Annotated in this window: 15 protein-coding genes; 1 reads left to right on the plus strand and 14 read right to left on the minus strand. The window is 53.3% G+C overall.

Translation table 11 applies throughout. The features are described 5' to 3' along the window. Window positions 1-25 precede the first annotated feature (25 nt). The 14 genes from MHH78_RS22280 to MHH78_RS22345 form a co-directional block, all read right to left on the minus strand. A complete protein-coding gene (locus MHH78_RS22280) occupies window positions 26-955 on the minus strand; it encodes a phosphotransferase (protein ID WP_341170363.1) in 930 nt (309 codons plus the stop codon). A 377-nt stretch (window positions 956-1,332) separates the two neighbouring features. Beyond that, window positions 1,333-1,956 carry a DNA polymerase III subunit beta gene (locus MHH78_RS22285; protein ID WP_341168840.1) on the minus strand — a complete coding sequence of 208 codons (624 nt, stop codon included), beginning with the start codon at window positions 1,954-1,956 and terminating at the stop codon, window positions 1,333-1,335. A 51-nt stretch (window positions 1,957-2,007) separates the two neighbouring features. After that, window positions 2,008-3,219 (minus strand): chromate transporter, encoded by a 1,212-nt coding sequence (locus MHH78_RS22290; protein ID WP_341168841.1) that lies wholly within the window; start codon window positions 3,217-3,219, stop codon window positions 2,008-2,010. Between the two features lie 114 nt (window positions 3,220-3,333). Beyond that, on the minus strand, window positions 3,334-4,761 hold the full coding sequence (locus tag MHH78_RS22295; RefSeq protein WP_340953437.1) for a M56 family metallopeptidase: 1,428 nt from the start codon (window positions 4,759-4,761) through the stop codon (window positions 3,334-3,336). Next, entirely contained in the window at window positions 4,758-5,117 is a 360-nt protein-coding gene (locus tag MHH78_RS22300) for a BlaI/MecI/CopY family transcriptional regulator (protein WP_036729328.1), read from the minus strand. Before MHH78_RS22300 ends, MHH78_RS22295 begins: the two co-directional genes overlap by 4 nt. Window positions 5,118-5,276: 159 nt before the next feature. Then, entirely contained in the window at window positions 5,277-6,785 is a 1,509-nt protein-coding gene (locus tag MHH78_RS22305) for a stalk domain-containing protein (RefSeq protein ID WP_083684367.1), read from the minus strand. A gap of 92 nt (window positions 6,786-6,877) precedes the next feature. After that, window positions 6,878-7,546, minus strand: a complete 669-nt coding sequence (locus MHH78_RS22310; protein ID WP_076074467.1) for a TraX family protein — start codon at window positions 7,544-7,546, stop codon at window positions 6,878-6,880. 154 nt (window positions 7,547-7,700) lie between these two features. Further along, on the minus strand, window positions 7,701-8,864 hold the full coding sequence (gene mmsB / locus MHH78_RS22315) for a multiple monosaccharide ABC transporter permease (RefSeq protein ID WP_341168842.1): 1,164 nt from the start codon (window positions 8,862-8,864) through the stop codon (window positions 7,701-7,703). A 6-nt stretch (window positions 8,865-8,870) separates the two neighbouring features. Beyond that, window positions 8,871-10,400 (minus strand): multiple monosaccharide ABC transporter ATP-binding protein, encoded by a 1,530-nt coding sequence (gene mmsA / locus MHH78_RS22320; protein WP_036729336.1) that lies wholly within the window; start codon window positions 10,398-10,400, stop codon window positions 8,871-8,873. A gap of 102 nt (window positions 10,401-10,502) precedes the next feature. After that, window positions 10,503-11,612, minus strand: a complete 1,110-nt coding sequence (chvE, locus tag MHH78_RS22325) for a multiple monosaccharide ABC transporter substrate-binding protein (protein ID WP_036729338.1) — start codon at window positions 11,610-11,612, stop codon at window positions 10,503-10,505. Between the two features lie 203 nt (window positions 11,613-11,815). Further along, complete coding sequence (locus tag MHH78_RS22330) at window positions 11,816-12,601, minus strand: AraC family transcriptional regulator (RefSeq protein WP_341168843.1); 786 nt, start codon at window positions 12,599-12,601, stop codon at window positions 11,816-11,818. After that, complete coding sequence (locus MHH78_RS22335) at window positions 12,601-13,029, minus strand: response regulator (RefSeq protein WP_341168844.1); 429 nt, start codon at window positions 13,027-13,029, stop codon at window positions 12,601-12,603. Before MHH78_RS22335 ends, MHH78_RS22330 begins: the two co-directional genes overlap by 1 nt. 22 nt (window positions 13,030-13,051) lie before the next feature. Then, the gene (locus tag MHH78_RS22340) at window positions 13,052-14,917 is read right to left on the minus strand and encodes a cache domain-containing sensor histidine kinase (RefSeq protein WP_341168845.1); all 1,866 of its coding nucleotides are present in this window, start codon (window positions 14,915-14,917) and stop codon (window positions 13,052-13,054) included. 18 nt (window positions 14,918-14,935) lie between these two features. Beyond that, window positions 14,936-15,949, minus strand: a complete 1,014-nt coding sequence (locus MHH78_RS22345; protein ID WP_341168846.1) for a substrate-binding domain-containing protein — start codon at window positions 15,947-15,949, stop codon at window positions 14,936-14,938. A gap of 217 nt (window positions 15,950-16,166) precedes the next feature. Here MHH78_RS22345 and MHH78_RS22350 point away from each other — a divergent pair, with 217 nt between their 5' ends. Beyond that, on the plus strand, window positions 16,167-16,355 hold the full coding sequence (locus MHH78_RS22350) for a hypothetical protein (protein ID WP_036729349.1): 189 nt from the start codon (window positions 16,167-16,169) through the stop codon (window positions 16,353-16,355). Window positions 16,356-16,462: the final 107 nt, after the last annotated feature.

The raw sequence follows: 16,462 nt of genomic DNA on the forward strand, positions 1-16,462 counted from the left end.
TACGAAAGAGAGGCTTGCTCTAGGCTTATGCTTCTATAAACTGGAGCGCACAGTGAGCATGACGATCGGCAATTCCTTGTGCGAGCTGCTGGTCAGGGAAACCTCGGTGAACTAACTTCAACCCGCCTGCGACTAATGAGAGATGATGATGGAACTTATAGAATAGCTTCCGGTTCTCATCGAGCTCAACATGGTTCAGATAGTGGTAGTGCTCCCCAAAACGCATCTCCAGGAAGCTGTGTTCGTGTTCAATATCATAGAATTCGGCTCCTTCAATATCAATCAGGCAAGGCTCCAGCTGATCCGTAACGATCACATGGTTGGGTCCAAGCTCCCCGTGAATGAATCCGTAGCTGTTTCGGGGTACTATTTTGGACTCCAGACTATATAGTTTGTCGAGCAGCTTCCCTTGATTCTTGCGGATGGCTTCCACATGCTCTGCGGCATAAGATAGCTGTTTTATCCCATTGTATAGTTGATGCAGATGACATTGTTTGTTGTTAGGCGCAGTCTGATCCGGTTTTCCGTAGGTACTGCTCTGAATCCTATGCATGGCGTGAGTCATCTCTCCCAGCTGCCGGAAGACTTTATCCTGAACCTTGTTATCGGGATGTTGGAAATACACCTCGGCATCTTGTCCGGCAGCATATTCAACCAGTGCATAATCGAAATCGTACCGGTCTCTGTCCCTGTTCATATCATAGAGTAATGGCGTACGGATTGCATGCTCCGTCAGGAACCTGTTATTGCTCTCAAATAATTCGCTCCCGTAGGACTCAGCATGTATATTATGATTAACGATTTCTTCTTGAAAATAATTCATGGCAAGATCCCACACATACAGAATACAGGAGAAGCCATTGCTGCAGTCGAGCTTATAGACCACCTTCTGGGCACCGCCCTCCATCTTACTGACCTTAGCGACGGTATAACGCGTACCGAAGACCTTCTCCACATACTCCTGCAACGCAGCAGCCTCCAGATGACAATGAAATTTCAAGTAACCACACTCCACTTCTTCTTGTATTGCCGGCTACTCTACTCTATTCCATTCCCGGAAAAAAATATAGACTGTTTCTTTGCGTTCTGTTATTATGTTGAATTAGGTCTTGAAAAAAATCGGCATACATAGTTTTCGAACTCGAAGCAGGGTCGGCGCTGCGGTGAACATTTGGACTTCCGGCCGCTGTTGTCCCCAGATTTCTTGATTTAAACCACTCTTCGTGGTAGAAATCCGGTGACAAAGGCGGACTCTATCGCTCCTACAGCTCCAAATTTCCCCTCCGCTTCTTTTTGCTTTTAATTTACGGATAACAGGGCTATGCCTTACGCTTACTTTGCGGTTCGCACTGGAGTAATTAGAAAAAAAGTTGAAGAAAGATCATTCTTCGGGTGTATGACCATCGGGCTCATTTTGCCGGTGAATCGCAAGCGTACGAACTCACTACTCGTACCATGTAGGATGTCTGCCACATACTTTCCATTTAGCGAGATCGTGAAATCCTCCCCGTTCTTCTCGAGTATAGATACCTCGTCCTCAATATCTCCGATTTCTGCGGTTTGGGATAACAAACGTAGTCTGTCGGCAGCGGTCTCTAACCTTATAATACTTTCACTCGCCAATACCGTCGTCCGTTCGACGGTTTTTAACAGAGGAGCTGTTCCAATTGTAATCTCTGATATAAAAGTGTGCGGAATCACATGGTGCAGGGACGGGTACTCCCCTTCAATTAAAGCAAATTGAACCAAAATATTGTTAGCTGTGAATCTAACATGATGGTTACTTACTTCAACTTCTGTTGTTCTGTCCTCGCCGTCCATGATTTTAACCGCTTCAACTAAATTTCTGCCAGGAACAATAATATGCCTCTCCATCTCAGCATCATGTTCCACATCTATAGTCCGGGAAGCCAGACGAATACCGCCTGGCTGTATACCAAAAAACTGACCTCTCAATTAAGCAAAGGCCAGTTCAACATGGAGCATTCCATGAGTTATACGGTTAAGTCACCACCCGATCACCATTCCTCCCGCCGCACCGGCCACCACAACCAACCAAGGCGGCAGCTTCCAGAAGACCAGCATTACGAACAGAATGACAACGAGGGCAAAGTCCAGCGGTGCGAGGATGGCTGTTGTCCACAGGGGGTCGTACCAGGCGGCAAGCAGTATTCCTACCACAGCAGCATTGATTCCGGTTAAGGCTCCTTGCATCCGGGGGCTCCTTCTTAAGCTGTTCCAAAAAGGCAATGCGCCCGCAACCAGCAGAAAGGCTGGCAGGAAAATCGCGAACGTGGCCACGATGGCTCCGGGAACACCGGCGGTCATTGCCCCGAGATAGGCTGCAAAAGTGAACAACGGACCCGGTACAGCCTGCGTGGCCCCGTATCCCGCCAGGAAATCCGCTTGGCTCACCCAGCCGGTAGGAACAACTTCTTGTTCCAGCAGCGGAAGCACGACATGTCCACCGCCGAACACCAAAGCACCGGAACGATAAAAGCTGTCAAATATCGCTAACGGTCCCGCATCAGCCGTCCCTCTAAGGAACGGGAGCACTATCAGGAGTACGCCGAACAATGCTAAACAAACAATGCCAGACGACCGGCGGATGGGGATCGGAAGATTTGTCACGTTCTCCGTAGAACTGTGGCGGTACAGCCATACCCCGGCTATGCCCGCTACAGCAATCGTGAGAATCTGGCTGTAGCCCGTCTGCCATGATAATGTAACACCTGCCGCTATAACCGCGATGGCTACTCTTTCCCGGTCCGGGGTCAGCTTCTGCCCCATGCCAAGGATGGCCTGGGCAACAATTGCTACAGCTACGATCTTCAGACCGTGAATCCAGCCTGCATCGGCAATATCATAGCCCTGCAGCAGGAAGGCAAACGCGACCAGCGCAAGGACGGAAGGCAAAGTGAAGCCCAACCAAGCGACCAACCCGCCCAGCCAGCCTGCCCGTATCATCCCGATGCCAATCCCTACCTGACTGCTCGCCGGCCCAGGAAGGAACTGGCAGAGCGCAACCAGATCCGCATAGCTTCGTTCATCCATCCATCTCCGGCGGCGGATATATTCATTGTGGAAATAACCCAGATGGGCGACCGGTCCGCCGAAGGAGGTAAGACCCAATTGGGCCGATACAAACAGGATCTCAAGTAAAGTTCCAGCCTTCCCCTTCCAATGTTCTCCCGGTACCGTCTGTTTCTCTGCTTGCATACCTCTTGCTCCCTTGCCTCCAGAATGTATACCTCATTCCAGATTATCATCCGCGTTCAAGCATTGGATAAAAGGTGCAGCTGTGTTTCGTAAATATGCTGTGAAAATCGGCATTTAAGGAGTCAGCTTGACACTCTCCAGCCGGTCAATCAGCTTACGAAGGCCAGCTTCATCCGCTCCATAAGGGCGGACATCCTCTCCAAGCAGCTTATCCATCTCTTCTCTGGCGAACGTGAAGCTGTAAGTTATACCTTCATCCGCAAGTGAGTAATTAATAATATCCGCGTTATCAATCAGGCTGAACAGCAGGATTGAATTATGCAGGAGAGGCTCCCGGCTTAACGCCTGAAGCTCATCGTTCCACATTCCCTTAATATCGTTCACTGTATAATTGATGGTTAACTCATACGGGCGGGAGCCGGTTGTCAGCTCAATGCCTGCCCTCTCCAGTCCCTGGGGCAGCGGCATTGCACCAAGCAGCGCTGTGACCTTGCTGGCGTCGCCAATATACTTTGTCTTATTCTCCAGCAGCTGATCCACCGTATAACCCGAATATAGCTGCTGCGACGGACGCTGCACAGGCTTGGGATTAGCGGTACATCCAATCAGCAGGATCACAAGGACGAGGGTAAAAGCGGCCACACTCCCCGAGGTCGGCTGGCGGTAAGCAAGAATATGCTTAATCCGTGCCTTTACACTGCTCTCTCCAAAAGCCAGCGGACTGCCGGTCATAAGACCGCTCCGGCGGGTTGAAAATCCAAGCAGGGAGCCTGAGTAACTGCTTTTAACCTGCGGCCCCAGCTTCCGGATCACCGCTTCATCGCAGGACATCTCCATATCCTTGCTCATAAGCACAAAAGACAGCCACATCAGCGGATTGAACCAATGGAGAATGACCAGCAGGAACATCAGCGGCTTGATCAGGTAATCCCGCCGGTTAATGTGAGTCTGCTCGTGCAGCAGGATATGGGACAGCTCCTGTTCACTCATCCCGGCCGGGATGTAGATCCTTGGCTTCAAGAAGCCGAATACGAACGGAGTCATGATCTGGTCCGTCTCAAAGACATGCCCCTTCACAATTGTTGCTGTACGGACACTGCGCATGACTCTCACATAAGAGAACACGCTGTACAGGAGCAGTACTATAACACCTGTCAGCCAGATCATACTGCCGGCCCACAGGATGACTTGCACCGGATTCACGCTTGCTGACGGTGCTACCGGCGGAAGCAGACTGTTCCACAGGCTTCCTGCTGAACCTGTTCCGGTGTCCAATGCAGGTTGCGCTTGCCTCCCTATGTTCTTCGGAACGAATTGCAGCTGCCCTGTGCCGGACGAGCCTGCAGGCCCTGCCAGCCTCAGGATACTGAAGCTTGAAGTGAAGCTGACAGGCAGGATCAGCCTGATCATTACTGCGGACCACAGCATATAGGAGAAGAGCTTGGGGGCGCGCCGCAGCAGAACTCTCGCCAGCATTACGGCGACGGCTACATAGCTGGCAGTAATGCTCATGTTCAGAATGCTGATCCACAGGTCCGTCATTGGGAGGCCTCCTCGATAATCCTCTTCAGCTCTGCCGCTTCCTTCGCGGACAATTTCTTATCCCCGAGAAAAGCAGTCAAAAACTGCGGCAACGACCCGCCAAAGGCTTTGTCCACTACCGTCTGGCTCTCATGCCGCTGCGCCTCCGACTTCGGGATGACAGCTGTGACCATGGCCCCCTCGTTTCTGAGAATTCCCCGCTCACATAGCTTTCTTAACACGGTATAGGTCGTGGATTTCTTCCAGCCCAGCGCCGAGAGGCTCAGCTTCACCAGCTCTGTAGAATTAATCGGCTCATGATCCCAGATCAGGCAAGCGAATTTATATTCAGCATCATATAATTTGTAGGGCTCCATCCTGTTCACTCCTTATAAGTTTATTGCAGTAGACCTAATGACGTTAAGTCTATTGCAATAAACCTATATTGTCAAGGCAAGACCCGGTAACTCCCACAAAAAAAACCGGAACCGCCTGATTACTCAGGGGTCCCGGTTTTTTGACTATAATGGTACTTCTTACGGACGTTCGATCCAGATATAGCCGTCATCATCCACTTCAACCGTGGCGTGCAGGCCTTCGGCCAATACACGCAGCGGCACATTAGCATCTCCGTACTCATCTACGAATACGGCTAACGGAAGCTTCACGGTCTTGCCGGCAATTTGTGCCTGCGCGGAACCAATTTTGAATACGAGCTGATCGCCGTATACATCGTCAGTTACCTTGATCGATTTGTTAGGCCCATCCCACTCTACCTTAGCGTCCAGATCCTCTGCCACATAGCGCAGCGGTACATAGGTAGTGCCATTCTTCACGACCGGATAATAGTAATCGTCGTCCGGTGCGATCATCAGGCTCTTCGAGGTAATTGCCATCTCCTCTTTGAGCAGCTTATAGACGGATGAACTGGCATCGAAGCTTCTCAGCGTCTCACCCGGCGTAAGATCTCCCTTGGAGTAATCAATTGCGCCTGTCGTGCTGATCGGATCAGCTGTTACCGGACCATTCACATTCCAAGTCTCGGACACCAGCTTCATGTTGATGCTCTGCAGCGGCAGATATTCATCGGCCGGAAGAGCAACATTGAAGTCGATGTTCTGTTTGCGGACATGGAAGCCGCTGTCCACGAAGATATCTGCAGTCAGCTTCGTATCCTTGCCGAGAACAGTCTTGAGTTCAGGGGTCGATTCATAGAGGTTCTCCAGTTGCTTGTCATAGACGAGCAGGAGAGCATCCACCGCCAGCTTGGCTGCATCATGCACTACGGTGACTACCCCTTCTTTGTCTTCCAGCGGAATATCGCCCAGACCGATGCTGTTCAGATCTTCAGCTCTGTCTTTGATGAGCGGATACATGTAATCATATAGACCGCTGATCAGGGCAGTGAAGCCTTCGCTATCCTTAGACACAGATCTCAGGAAGCTCTTAAGCAATACCGGAAGCTCTTCCCCTGTAATTTCCGTATGTAGCTTCGTCAAGCTGGTTGGCTGGCCGTATACGGATTCATTAACGGATGTCACTGTGATCGCACCCGGATTCGGAAGATTCTTGATCACGAACTGGGAGGCCAGCTTAGTGAATTCCAAGGTCTTGGCAGGATCGGTTGCTTCCAGGCCGAGCAACATTTCATTGCTCTGAAGCGGCATGTAGAACGGCTGCTTCGCGCCTTCTGCGGTGAAGACCAGGTTCTTCTGGTCGGTGAAGAGGGAGAAAGGAATCTTGAACTCCTTGTAACCCACAACTCCCGTGGCCGAGACATTGCCGTTATCTTGAACCTTCACATGGCCGAGCGTAAGCGATAAGGAATTAATAAGATCAACAACTTCGCGGTCCTCTGCGGTGATGCCTGCAGCCGGAACAGCGCTCAGGGTCATCGTAGTGCTGGATTCAGAGGATTTGACATCCAGATCCCCCAGCAGTGCCTTATTGACATCGAAGCCGCCAACGGCCTGGCAGCCTGACAGAATCAGCAGCAGGGCGAGAATCGGCACCAGCCATTTGGTTCTTGCTTTCATTTTCTTCATAGCATGTCTCCTCTAGCTCATAATTTGGCAACGTACCCATCATCTCAGAGGAGCATCAATTTGTAAATACAGCACCTGGAAATGATGAACCCTCATACGCTAAATAAACTCCGCCATTCTATAAATACCCATTCTTTGAAAAAGAGAAACTTTACCAACGCAAGTATTGCTAAATGGGCCGGATAAAAGCACCACCAGACCCAGCGCGGCAGACGCTTCTTCTCCAGCAGCACCCAAAAACCCGGAGTCAGCGCAATCAGAAGGGTCGGAATAATGCTGGCCATCTGCACCAGCCAATGATAATAGAACAGATAGAATACATTCAGCGCCAAATGCGCCAGCACCAGCACATAAGAACGGGTATAACGGAAGATCAGCACCAGCAGCAGGCCGTACGCGTTGTAGTCCACCGGCAGAGCATCCATCAGCAGCACAGCGACTACCACTACCGGAATACCCGCCCACAGATTCGGCAGCTTATCAAGCAGGGCAAGGACCAGCGCTGAGATCAGCAGGGTGAAGACGACGTTCCAGCCTCCCGGATGAATCGCCAGATTGTACGGAATCTGTGCCAACACCGCAATGATAAGCAGCCGCCGCAGATAACGGGGTCTGGAGGAGGTATGGATATAGCCTTGCGCCAGCGCGTAGCAGTAGATCGGGAAGGCAATTCTCCCCACATATCTCCAGGCAAGCTCACCCGGGAAAAAGATCAGCCCAACATGGTCAATCAGCATGGTAAGCATGGCAATAATCTGCATCTGTAGCCTCCTGTTACTATCATGAAATATAAAGCACCTTAGGTGCTATTATCCATGCCAGAGCCGTATGCTGCAAGCTGTGCGGGAGAACTTGTACGACAGGCAAGCCGGAGCCGCTCCCTCTGGAGCAGCTCCGGCCCGGTTCTATCTTATATCAGGCTGTCTTCGACTTGTTATAGATATCAAAGCCTACGGCAAGCAGCAGCACCAGCCCCTTGATCCCCTGCTGCCAGTCTACGCCGAGGCCGACGAGCGACATGCCGTTGTTCATGACACCCATGACCAGACCTCCGATAATAGCACCGACTACGGTTCCGATTCCCCCGGACGCGGAGGCTCCGCCGATGAAGCAGGCAGCGATAGCATCCAGCTCGAAGTTCGTACCGGCCTTAGGGGTAGCCGAGTTCAGGCGGGCCGCGAAGACCAGACCGGACAGGGCAGCGAGTACACCCATGTTGACGAATACCCAGAAGGTCACCCGTTTGGTTTTGACGCCGGAGAGACTTGCCGCCTTCTCATTGCCGCCCAGGGCATAGATATGCCGCCCCATGGTCATGTGGTTCATGACGAAGGAGTACATCACGATCAGCACCATCAGAATCACAAGGATGTTAGGAATCCCGTTATATTGTGCCAGAACATAGGTGAACAGGTTGATGACAATCACCAGCGCAGCGGCTTTGGCAACGGACATCCAGATTGGAGACCGCTCAAAACCGTACTTCACGGTGATCCGGCGGCTGCGTATTTCCTGATAGATCACCAGCAACGACAGCAGAATACCAATGATCAAGGTCAGTACATTCAGCGAACCCCCGCTCGCAACATCGGGAATGAACCCGGAGCTGATCTTCTGAAAAGTCTTCGGGAAAGGCGCAATCGACTGCCCGTTCAGCACGATCATCGTCAGGCCCCGGAACAGCAGCATGCCCGCCAAGGTAACAATGAACGCCGGGATTTTGACATAAGCGACCCAGAAGCCCTGCCAGGCCCCGACCAGCGCGCCCATCAGCAGCGAGATGACTACGGCCAGCACCGGATTCAGCTCCATATCCACCATCATAATGGCCGAAAGGGCGCCGATGAAGGCAGCTACCGAGCCGACCGAGAGGTCGATATGCCCAGTGATGATTACCAGCACCATCCCGATAGCCAGCACCAGTATGTAGCTATTCTGCAGAATGAGATTGGTCACGTTCAGCGGCTTCAGCAGAATGCCGTCGGTCAGAATTTGAAAGAACACCGAAATAAAAATCAAGGCAATGATCATGCCGTATTGGCGGATATTTTTTTTGAACAGTTCACTAATGGCTCCCATGCGGTGTTACCCCCTGCTTCGTGTCATAAATTTCATCAAAAGCTCCTGCGACGCATCCTTCCGCTCCACTTCCCCGCTGATCCGCCCTTCACACATGGTGTAGATCCGGTCGCACATCCCGATGATTTCCGGCAGCTCGGAAGAGATGACCAGCACGCCCTTCCCCTCTGCGGCAAGGCTGTTGATGATGGAATAGATTTCGTATTTGGCCCCGACATCGATGCCCCGCGTAGGCTCATCGAGGATCAGAACATCCGGCTGGGCGTAGATCCATTTGCTGAGTACCACCTTCTGCTGGTTGCCGCCGCTGAGATTCACGGTTTTTTGCAGGATGCTGGGAGTCTTGATATTCAGCTTCTTGCGGTATTCCTCTGCAACCAGTACCTCCTCGTTCTCATTAATGACGCCATGGCGGGAGAGCTTCTTCAGGCTGCTGAGCGAAATGTTCCGCTTGATATCGTCGATCAGGATCAGGCCGTAATGCTTGCGGTCCTCGGTCACGTAGGCTAACCCATGCTCTATCGCCTGGCTGATGTTATTCAGGTGTACTTCCTTGCCGTGCATAAAAGTCTGGCCGCTGATCCGCTTGCCATATGACTTGCCGAACACACTCATCGCCAGCTCCGTGCGCCCTGCGCCCATCAGCCCGGCAATGCCGACCACCTCACCCCGCCGGATGTGGAGATTAATTTGATCCAGCATTTTGCGGTCCGCCTGTGTCTCATGATAGACATTCCAGTCACGGATCTCGAAGATCGTCTCTCCCAGATCCGGTGTGCGTTCAGGGTAACGGTTCGTCAGATCGCGCCCGACCATGCCTTTGATAATGACATCCTCTGTAACAGCATCCTGCTTCATATCCAGGGTCTTGATGGTCTGTCCATCCCGCAGAATCGTGACGGAATCCGCTATCTTCTCGATTTCGTTCAATTTGTGGGAAATGATAATCGAGGATATCCCCTGCTTTTTCAGCTCCAGAATGAGCAGCAGCAGGTTCTCGCTATCATCCTCATTCAGCGCCGCTGTCGGTTCGTCGAGAATGAGCAGCTTCACTTCCTTGGAGAGCGCCTTCGCGATCTCTACAAGCTGCTGCTTGCCGACACCTATCGTAGAGACTCCTGTAAACGGCGATTCCTTGAGGCCGACGGTGGTTAGCAGCGCCTTGGTCTTGACCGTCGTTTCGTTCCAGTTGATCACCCCGCGTCTGGCCTGTTCATTGCCGAGGAAGATGTTCTCCGAAATCGACAAATACGGAATCAGCGCCAGCTCCTGATGGATAATGACGATCCCCAGGCCTTCGCTGTCCTTGATATCCTTGAACTGGCATACCTGCCCCTGGTAATAGATATCCCCTTCATACGTCCCGTGCGGATACACTCCGCTAAGCACCTTCATCAGCGTGGACTTGCCTGCCCCATTCTCTCCGCAGAGGGCGTGGATCTCGCCTGCCTTCACCTGCAGATTGACTGACGAGAGCGCTTTGACGCCGGGGAATGTCTTGGTAATGCCTTTCATCTCCAAAATAATTTCACTCATGTGCCTCTCACCCAGCTTTCCTTGTGACTGTGCAGCGGTTCTCCGGCGGATTTTTTCGTTGTTAGATGCCGCCGGGAAACCGCGAGAAATTGCTGCGGATTATTATTGTCCGAGCTGCTCTTTGGTGTAGTACCCGCCGTCCACCAGCACTTTATCCACATTGCCCGCATCCACAGAGACCGGCTCCAGCAGGTAGGACGGGACGATTTTGACCCCGTTGTCGTAGGTGGTGGTATCGTTGACTTCAGCTTCGGTCCCCTTCAGCACACTCTCCGTCATCTCCACTGCCTTCTTGGCCAGCTCGCGGGTATCCTTGAATACTGTCTGGGTCTGCTCTCCGGCCAGAATGGACTTCACGGAAGCCAGCTCGGCGTCCTGTCCGGTAACCACCGGAAGCTTCTTGTCGCCGGAGCCGTAGCCTACACCCTTGAGCGAAGACAGGATACCGATGCTGATGCCATCGTATGGAGACAAGACAGCGTCCAGATTATCGCTCGCATAGTTCGCGCTCAGCAGGTTATCCATCCGTGACTGGGCGGCAGCGCCGTCCCAGCGCAGCGTAGCTACCTTATCCATCGTAAGCTGCTTGCTGCGGACCACCAGTTTACCGGAATCGATATATGGCTTCAGAATCGACATGGCGCCGTCGAAGAAGAAGTAGGCATTGTTGTCATCCGGCGATCCGCCGAACAGCTCGATGTTGAACGGGCCTTTGCCGTCCTTCAGGCCAAGCTTCTCTTCAATGTAAGAGCCTTGCAGCACACCCACCTTGAAATTATCGAAGGTCGCATAATAGTCTACGAATTCACTTTTTTTGATCAGACGGTCATAAGCGATCACCTTAACGTTGGCGTCATGCGCCTTCTGCAGCACGTCCGTCAGCGCCTCACCGTCAATTGAAGCGATTACAATGGCGTTCACACCTTTGGTGATCATGTTCTCAATTTGCGACACTTGATTCTCGACAACATCCTCCGCATATTGCAGATCCGTCCCGTAGCCCAGCTTCTCGAACTCCTTGACCATGTTGTTGCCGTCATTCACCCAGCGCTCCGAAGATTTGGTCGGCATCGCGATGCCCACCTTGCCCTTCGATGTATCCCCGCCGCCGGAAGAGCTGCCGGCGCTACTGGATGAATTACCACTGTTGCCGCATGCAGATAAGATGAGTACCAGTGTTAGCAGAAGCGTGATCATTGAATATTTTTTCATTCCTGCACTACCCCCTGAACTATTCTGATGTCTTCCACAGGTGTTCCCGTGTGACAAATCGAGTATAGCAACCGGGGGCAGGTGCCGTATTTACACTGAGGCTACTGTTTTTATGAAAATATAACTTTTTATATACAAAAAGGAATGCCCTCTCGCTTATAGATAGCTGCGGAAGCATTCCCCACTATTAATCAGATCTTCTATTACTTGCGTACCTCAGCCTGCACCCCTTTACGGAACTGCAGCGGTGCCACACCGGTCTGCTTCTTGAAGGCCGTGCTGAAATAATGCTGGGTCTCATAGCCCGACTGCTCCGCCACCTCGTTAATACTGAGGTCGGTTGAATGCAGAAGCTGGGCGGCCCGGCGGATACGGGTCTGGGTCAGATACGTGCCGAAGGATTCGCCCAGCTCCTGCTTGAACAGGCGGCTCAGATAGACCGGGGAGGCTTGAAGCAGGCCTGCTGTGGCCTCCAGGGTAAGCTCGCATTCGCTGTAATGCTCCTGGATATGCTGCTTCGCCCGGCGGACGAGCGGGGACAGCGGCTGCTCCTTGACTAGCGCCACCCGGCAGCTCCGGTAAGCGGCAGCAAGCTCTGTAATCTCTCCCTGGATCAGCCGCGTGCCGACTTCAACAGCGATTTTGAGATGGCTGCGCACTGCGGCCTCCACTCCGGCCAGGATGCGCTCACCGGCGGCATCCCACAGCAGGATGACGATCAATCCGGCGGCGTCCCGGAACATCACCTTGGGATAAGGGTCCAACAGCTCGGCGGCGATATTCTCTATGGCGAACAAGAAGAGCTGGCGCTCCTTCTCCTTCATCGCCGGATGCTGGCCCTCCCACCTCCAGCGGATGATGCCGATCAGCTCCGGCCGCTGCGGCGGAAGCTTGAGGAATTGCAGCTGCTCCAGGATCTCCGCCTGGCTCAGATTACCGTCCAGCCATTCCTGGCAGAAGCGCTCGCGCAGCAGCGGGAAGTTCTTCATCAGCTGCCGGGAAGCCTGCTCCAGATGCTGGCTCTGCTGCCGCTCGGACTCCAGCTCATCGCGACGCCCCGCAGCACCTGCATCAATTGCTTCGGTTCCGCAGGCTTGAGAATATAATCATTCACCTGCAGCCGGATCGACTCCTGCGCATAAGCGAATTCATCGTGGCCGGTGATTACAACAATCTTACAGTCGGGCAGCGCTTCCCGCAGCCGCTTCATCAGCTCCATGCCATGCATAATCGGCATGTTCAGATCCACCAGGGCGATATGGATGGCATGCTCCACAGCCAGCTCCAGCGCCTCCTCCCCGTCTTCTGCCTCTGCCGTCACCTCCATACCCAGGCTATCCCAGTCCACGCATTGCCGGATGCCCTCCCGGATAATGCGCTCATCATCGGCAATGATTACTTTCCATTTGTCCATCATGTACAGATCATCCTCCTCTATCCTATTGCTTCTCTGAGTAACTCTCACGAACAACCGGATGACGCACCGTTACAAGAGTTCCCTGACCCGGTCCGCTCTCAATCTGGATACCGTATGGCACTCCATAGGTCAGCCTGATCCGCGCCTGCACATTCAATATGCCGTAGCCGCTTCCTGCGGTGCCTGTTACAGCCATTTCCGTCTCCGGGCGCTCCAGTTCTTCTGTACCTACCGCTTCAAGCCGCCGCCTGAGCTCCTTCAGCTTATCTTCAGACATCCCTGCCCCATCATCACGTACAGTAAGATACAGGTCGTTGTCCCGTTCCACGACTGCAATGGAGAGGTGTCCGGGGCCGCGCCGCTCCTTGATGCCGTGATAGATCGCGTTCTCCACCATCGGCTGCAGCAGCAGCTTAAGCACATACAGCTCCTGTAAGTGCGGCTCCACTTCAATGGAATACGTCAGCTTGGTGCTATAACGGACATGCTGAATTTTCAGATAGCTGACGATATGCTCCAGCTCATCGGAGAGCGGTATGATATCGCTCCCTTTGCTTAAGCCCAGCCGGAACAGCCTGGAGAGGGACTGGACGACCTCGGCGATATCCTCCGCTCCCTTGCTGCGGGCCATCCAGTGAATCGTATCCAGCGTATTGTACAAAAAATGCGGCTTGATATGCGCCTGGAGACTGCGCAGCTCCGCCTCACGCTTTTGCCGCGCCTGAAGCTCGGTCAGGGATAACAGCCGGCCAATCTGGGCCAGCATCGTATTGAAGCTGCGGCCGAGCAGCCCGATCTCATCGGAACGGCTGCCCCAGTAGCGGATCGTCAGATCGCCGGACTGCGCCTTGCTCATGAAGGAAGCCAGCTGGCCGATAGGACGGGAGATCGAATAGGCCAGATAGAACGATGCGGTCATGCCCAGCATACAGACTACAAATACAAAGGTAACAACATTGAACGTAATCTCGCGGATTCCATAAGCCGATTCATCCATCGGGAACACGCCCATCGTGGTCCAGCCGGTAAACGGCGAGGTCCGGTAGATCAGCTGAAGCTTGCGGCCGTCTACGGTCTCCGAGGTAATGCCCGAGGACTCGGTGAACAGACCTGCCGGGATGGTACGCATTAAAGGGTGCTGCGGCGCGTAAATCATCTCTCCGCGATTGTCCACCACTGTCAGATATCCGGTTTTGCCGAGCGTGACATCTCTAGCTGTCTCCGCGATTACCCGCAGCTTCAGATCCACCAGCACCACGCCCTGGACCACCTGCGTCTCAGGATTCACAATAGCCCGTACTGCAGAGACCACCTCGCTCTCCTTATAGTCCACATGGGATCTGACCGCACGGCCGTAGGGATGCCCGACGATCAGGAAGATCCCCTTATTCTCTGCCGCCTGCTTGTACCAGCTCTCCTCCGTCAGCCGGGTACCGGAACGGGTATACATCTCGTTGCTGATGAAATCGCCTTCACGGTTGACCAGCATAATGCCGGCAATCTCGGAGCTGAGTGTGGTGAAGCCCTGCAGAAATTTGCGGATATTGTATTCCGCCGATTCCCCGTTGCCCGCTGCGGGGTCCGGCTGTGCCGGAACCGTTGGCGCCCCCTTCAGGAACTTCTGGACGCCCGGATCGAACGAGATCAGGTATGTAATTTTCTGCAGATTCTCCACATCGCTCTCAATGGCGGTATTCACCTTGCGGATGAGCTGCATCGTGTTCTCGGTACTCTGCTCCTCCACGATCCGGTCCACCGTCCAGCCAATCAACAGCCCCAGTCCAATAGAAGGCAGAATGCTAATCAGCAAAAAGTGAATAATCAGCTTATAGCGGATCGGCATATTATTCAGCTTCAGCTTCTCCATGCTCACGCCGGCCTTGCGCATCACAGGCTCCCCCTCTGCCTATTTGGCATAATAATTGTCCACATTCTGCCGCGTGACCACATCAATTCCGGTATCTACAGAATCGGGGACAGGCAGGGGCTTGTTATTGGCATAGGCCTCAGGGTCAGCCTCCAGATCACGGTGCAGATGAAACAACTGGGTCAGCGACCAGTAGCCCATATTCCAGGTGCCCTGCGCCATGGTTGCGGCAATCTTGCCTTCCTTCACCAGATCGAGTGTGCCTTTATCCGTATCGAAGCTGATAATCTGCGGGACCGGTCCGCTCCCATGGGCGGCATCCACGGCTTCCGCGACCCCGATGCCTCCATTACTTTCCGTGGCAAAAATCCCCGCCAAATGCGGATACCGCACCAGCAGCTGCTCGGCTGCCTCCCTGGACGCCACCTGATCTCCCCGCCCATCCTTGACCGCCACCAGCTTCATCTGCGGGTACTTGCTGCGGATGGTATCTGTGAAGCCGTCCGTCCGCTCCTGGTGATTATGCTGATCCGGTGTGGTGATAATGGCGACCTCGCCCTTGCCCCCGGTCAGCTCGGCCATCTTATGCGCCGCCTTCGTTCCGGCATTATAATTGTCCGTTCCCAGGAAGGAATACGCCTTGCTGCCCTCCGCTCCCGAATCAAACAGCACCACCGGAATGCCGCTCTCCACCGCCTTGTTAATCGTCGCTGTAAGCAGCTTGGAATTCACGGCCGAGATGGCAATCCCCGCCGGCTTCTTGGCGATGGTCTGCTCCAGGACCGTCATCTGTTCACTCGCGTTATGCTGAGTGGAGCCGTGATACTCGACGGATACATTTAGCTCCTCTGCGGCGTCCTCGAAGCCCTTCAGCACACTTTTCCAGTAATCAATGCCGATCTGGAACGTGACCATCACATATTTGTCCTCAATATTACCGCGCAGTCCGGTAGTCTCCCACGGGTCTGCCGCCTTTCCCTGCTGCTTGTAATTCAACACGTAAAGCACGAAGATGCCGATGAGCAGCACGTAGACAAGCCCAAGCTTTTTCACATATGTAACCCCTTTCATAACAATGAATGCTGAAGGCCCTGGGGCCCCAGGTTCTTCCATCTATGTCCAATCTAGTCTACTGGCTTGGCAGCCGTTCCGTCAATTACGTTACTGGGCCAATAGTTAAAAACTCGTTATCTGCTACGACATTTTATGTCGTACCGCTTGTTCTATACTGGACAGGTACCATCAATTCAATGAAACGAGGATTACAGGAATGTCAAAAACCAAACGCGGACGGGTACTCTGGACCCTTCCTTCCCGTGGACGCGGCACCTGCCCGGTCTGCGGGACCACCCGAATCAAGCTGCTCTACACCAAAATAAAATCCGACGGCAGCGCCCTGAAGGTCTGCAAGCGCTGCGACAAAGCCACGCAGGTTAGAGTGGACGCAGCAACCAAGTAAATTGACGCAAGGATGCTCCCTGCTTCATGCTTCGTGCATGGATGCCGGGGCATCCTTGTTTCTTTGAGAGGAACGCTCACGCTGGTCTAAAGCACCGTCTCCAGCTA

It is taken from the genome of Paenibacillus sp. FSL H3-0333, from assembly GCF_038002805.1.
Classification (GTDB): Bacteria; Bacillota; Bacilli; order Paenibacillales; family Paenibacillaceae; genus Paenibacillus_AQ; species Paenibacillus_AQ silagei.

Coding starts and splice junctions, on each gene's coding strand:
- MHH78_RS22290 (WP_341168841.1), bottom strand. CDS start 3,219: ATGCAAGCAGAGAAACAGACGGTACCGGGAGAACATTGGAAGGGGAAG.
- MHH78_RS22295 (WP_340953437.1), bottom strand. CDS start 4,761: ATGACGGACCTGTGGATCAGCATTCTGAACATGAGCATTACTGCCAGC.
- MHH78_RS22300 (WP_036729328.1), bottom strand. CDS start 5,117: ATGGAGCCCTACAAATTATATGATGCTGAATATAAATTCGCTTGCCTG.
- MHH78_RS22305 (WP_083684367.1), bottom strand. CDS start 6,785: ATGAAGAAAATGAAAGCAAGAACCAAATGGCTGGTGCCGATTCTCGCC.
- MHH78_RS22310 (WP_076074467.1), bottom strand. CDS start 7,546: ATGCAGATTATTGCCATGCTTACCATGCTGATTGACCATGTTGGGCTG.
- mmsB (WP_341168842.1), bottom strand. CDS start 8,864: ATGGGAGCCATTAGTGAACTGTTCAAAAAAAATATCCGCCAATACGGC.
- mmsA (WP_036729336.1), bottom strand. CDS start 10,400: ATGAGTGAAATTATTTTGGAGATGAAAGGCATTACCAAGACATTCCCC.
- chvE (WP_036729338.1), bottom strand. CDS start 11,612: ATGAAAAAATATTCAATGATCACGCTTCTGCTAACACTGGTACTCATC.
- MHH78_RS22330 (WP_341168843.1), bottom strand. CDS start 12,601: ATGAAGAACTTCCCGCTGCTGCGCGAGCGCTTCTGCCAGGAATGGCTG.
- MHH78_RS22335 (WP_341168844.1), bottom strand. CDS start 13,029: ATGATGGACAAATGGAAAGTAATCATTGCCGATGATGAGCGCATTATC.
- MHH78_RS22340 (WP_341168845.1), bottom strand. CDS start 14,917: ATGCGCAAGGCCGGCGTGAGCATGGAGAAGCTGAAGCTGAATAATATG.
- MHH78_RS22350 (WP_036729349.1), top strand. CDS start 16,167: ATGTCAAAAACCAAACGCGGACGGGTACTCTGGACCCTTCCTTCCCGT.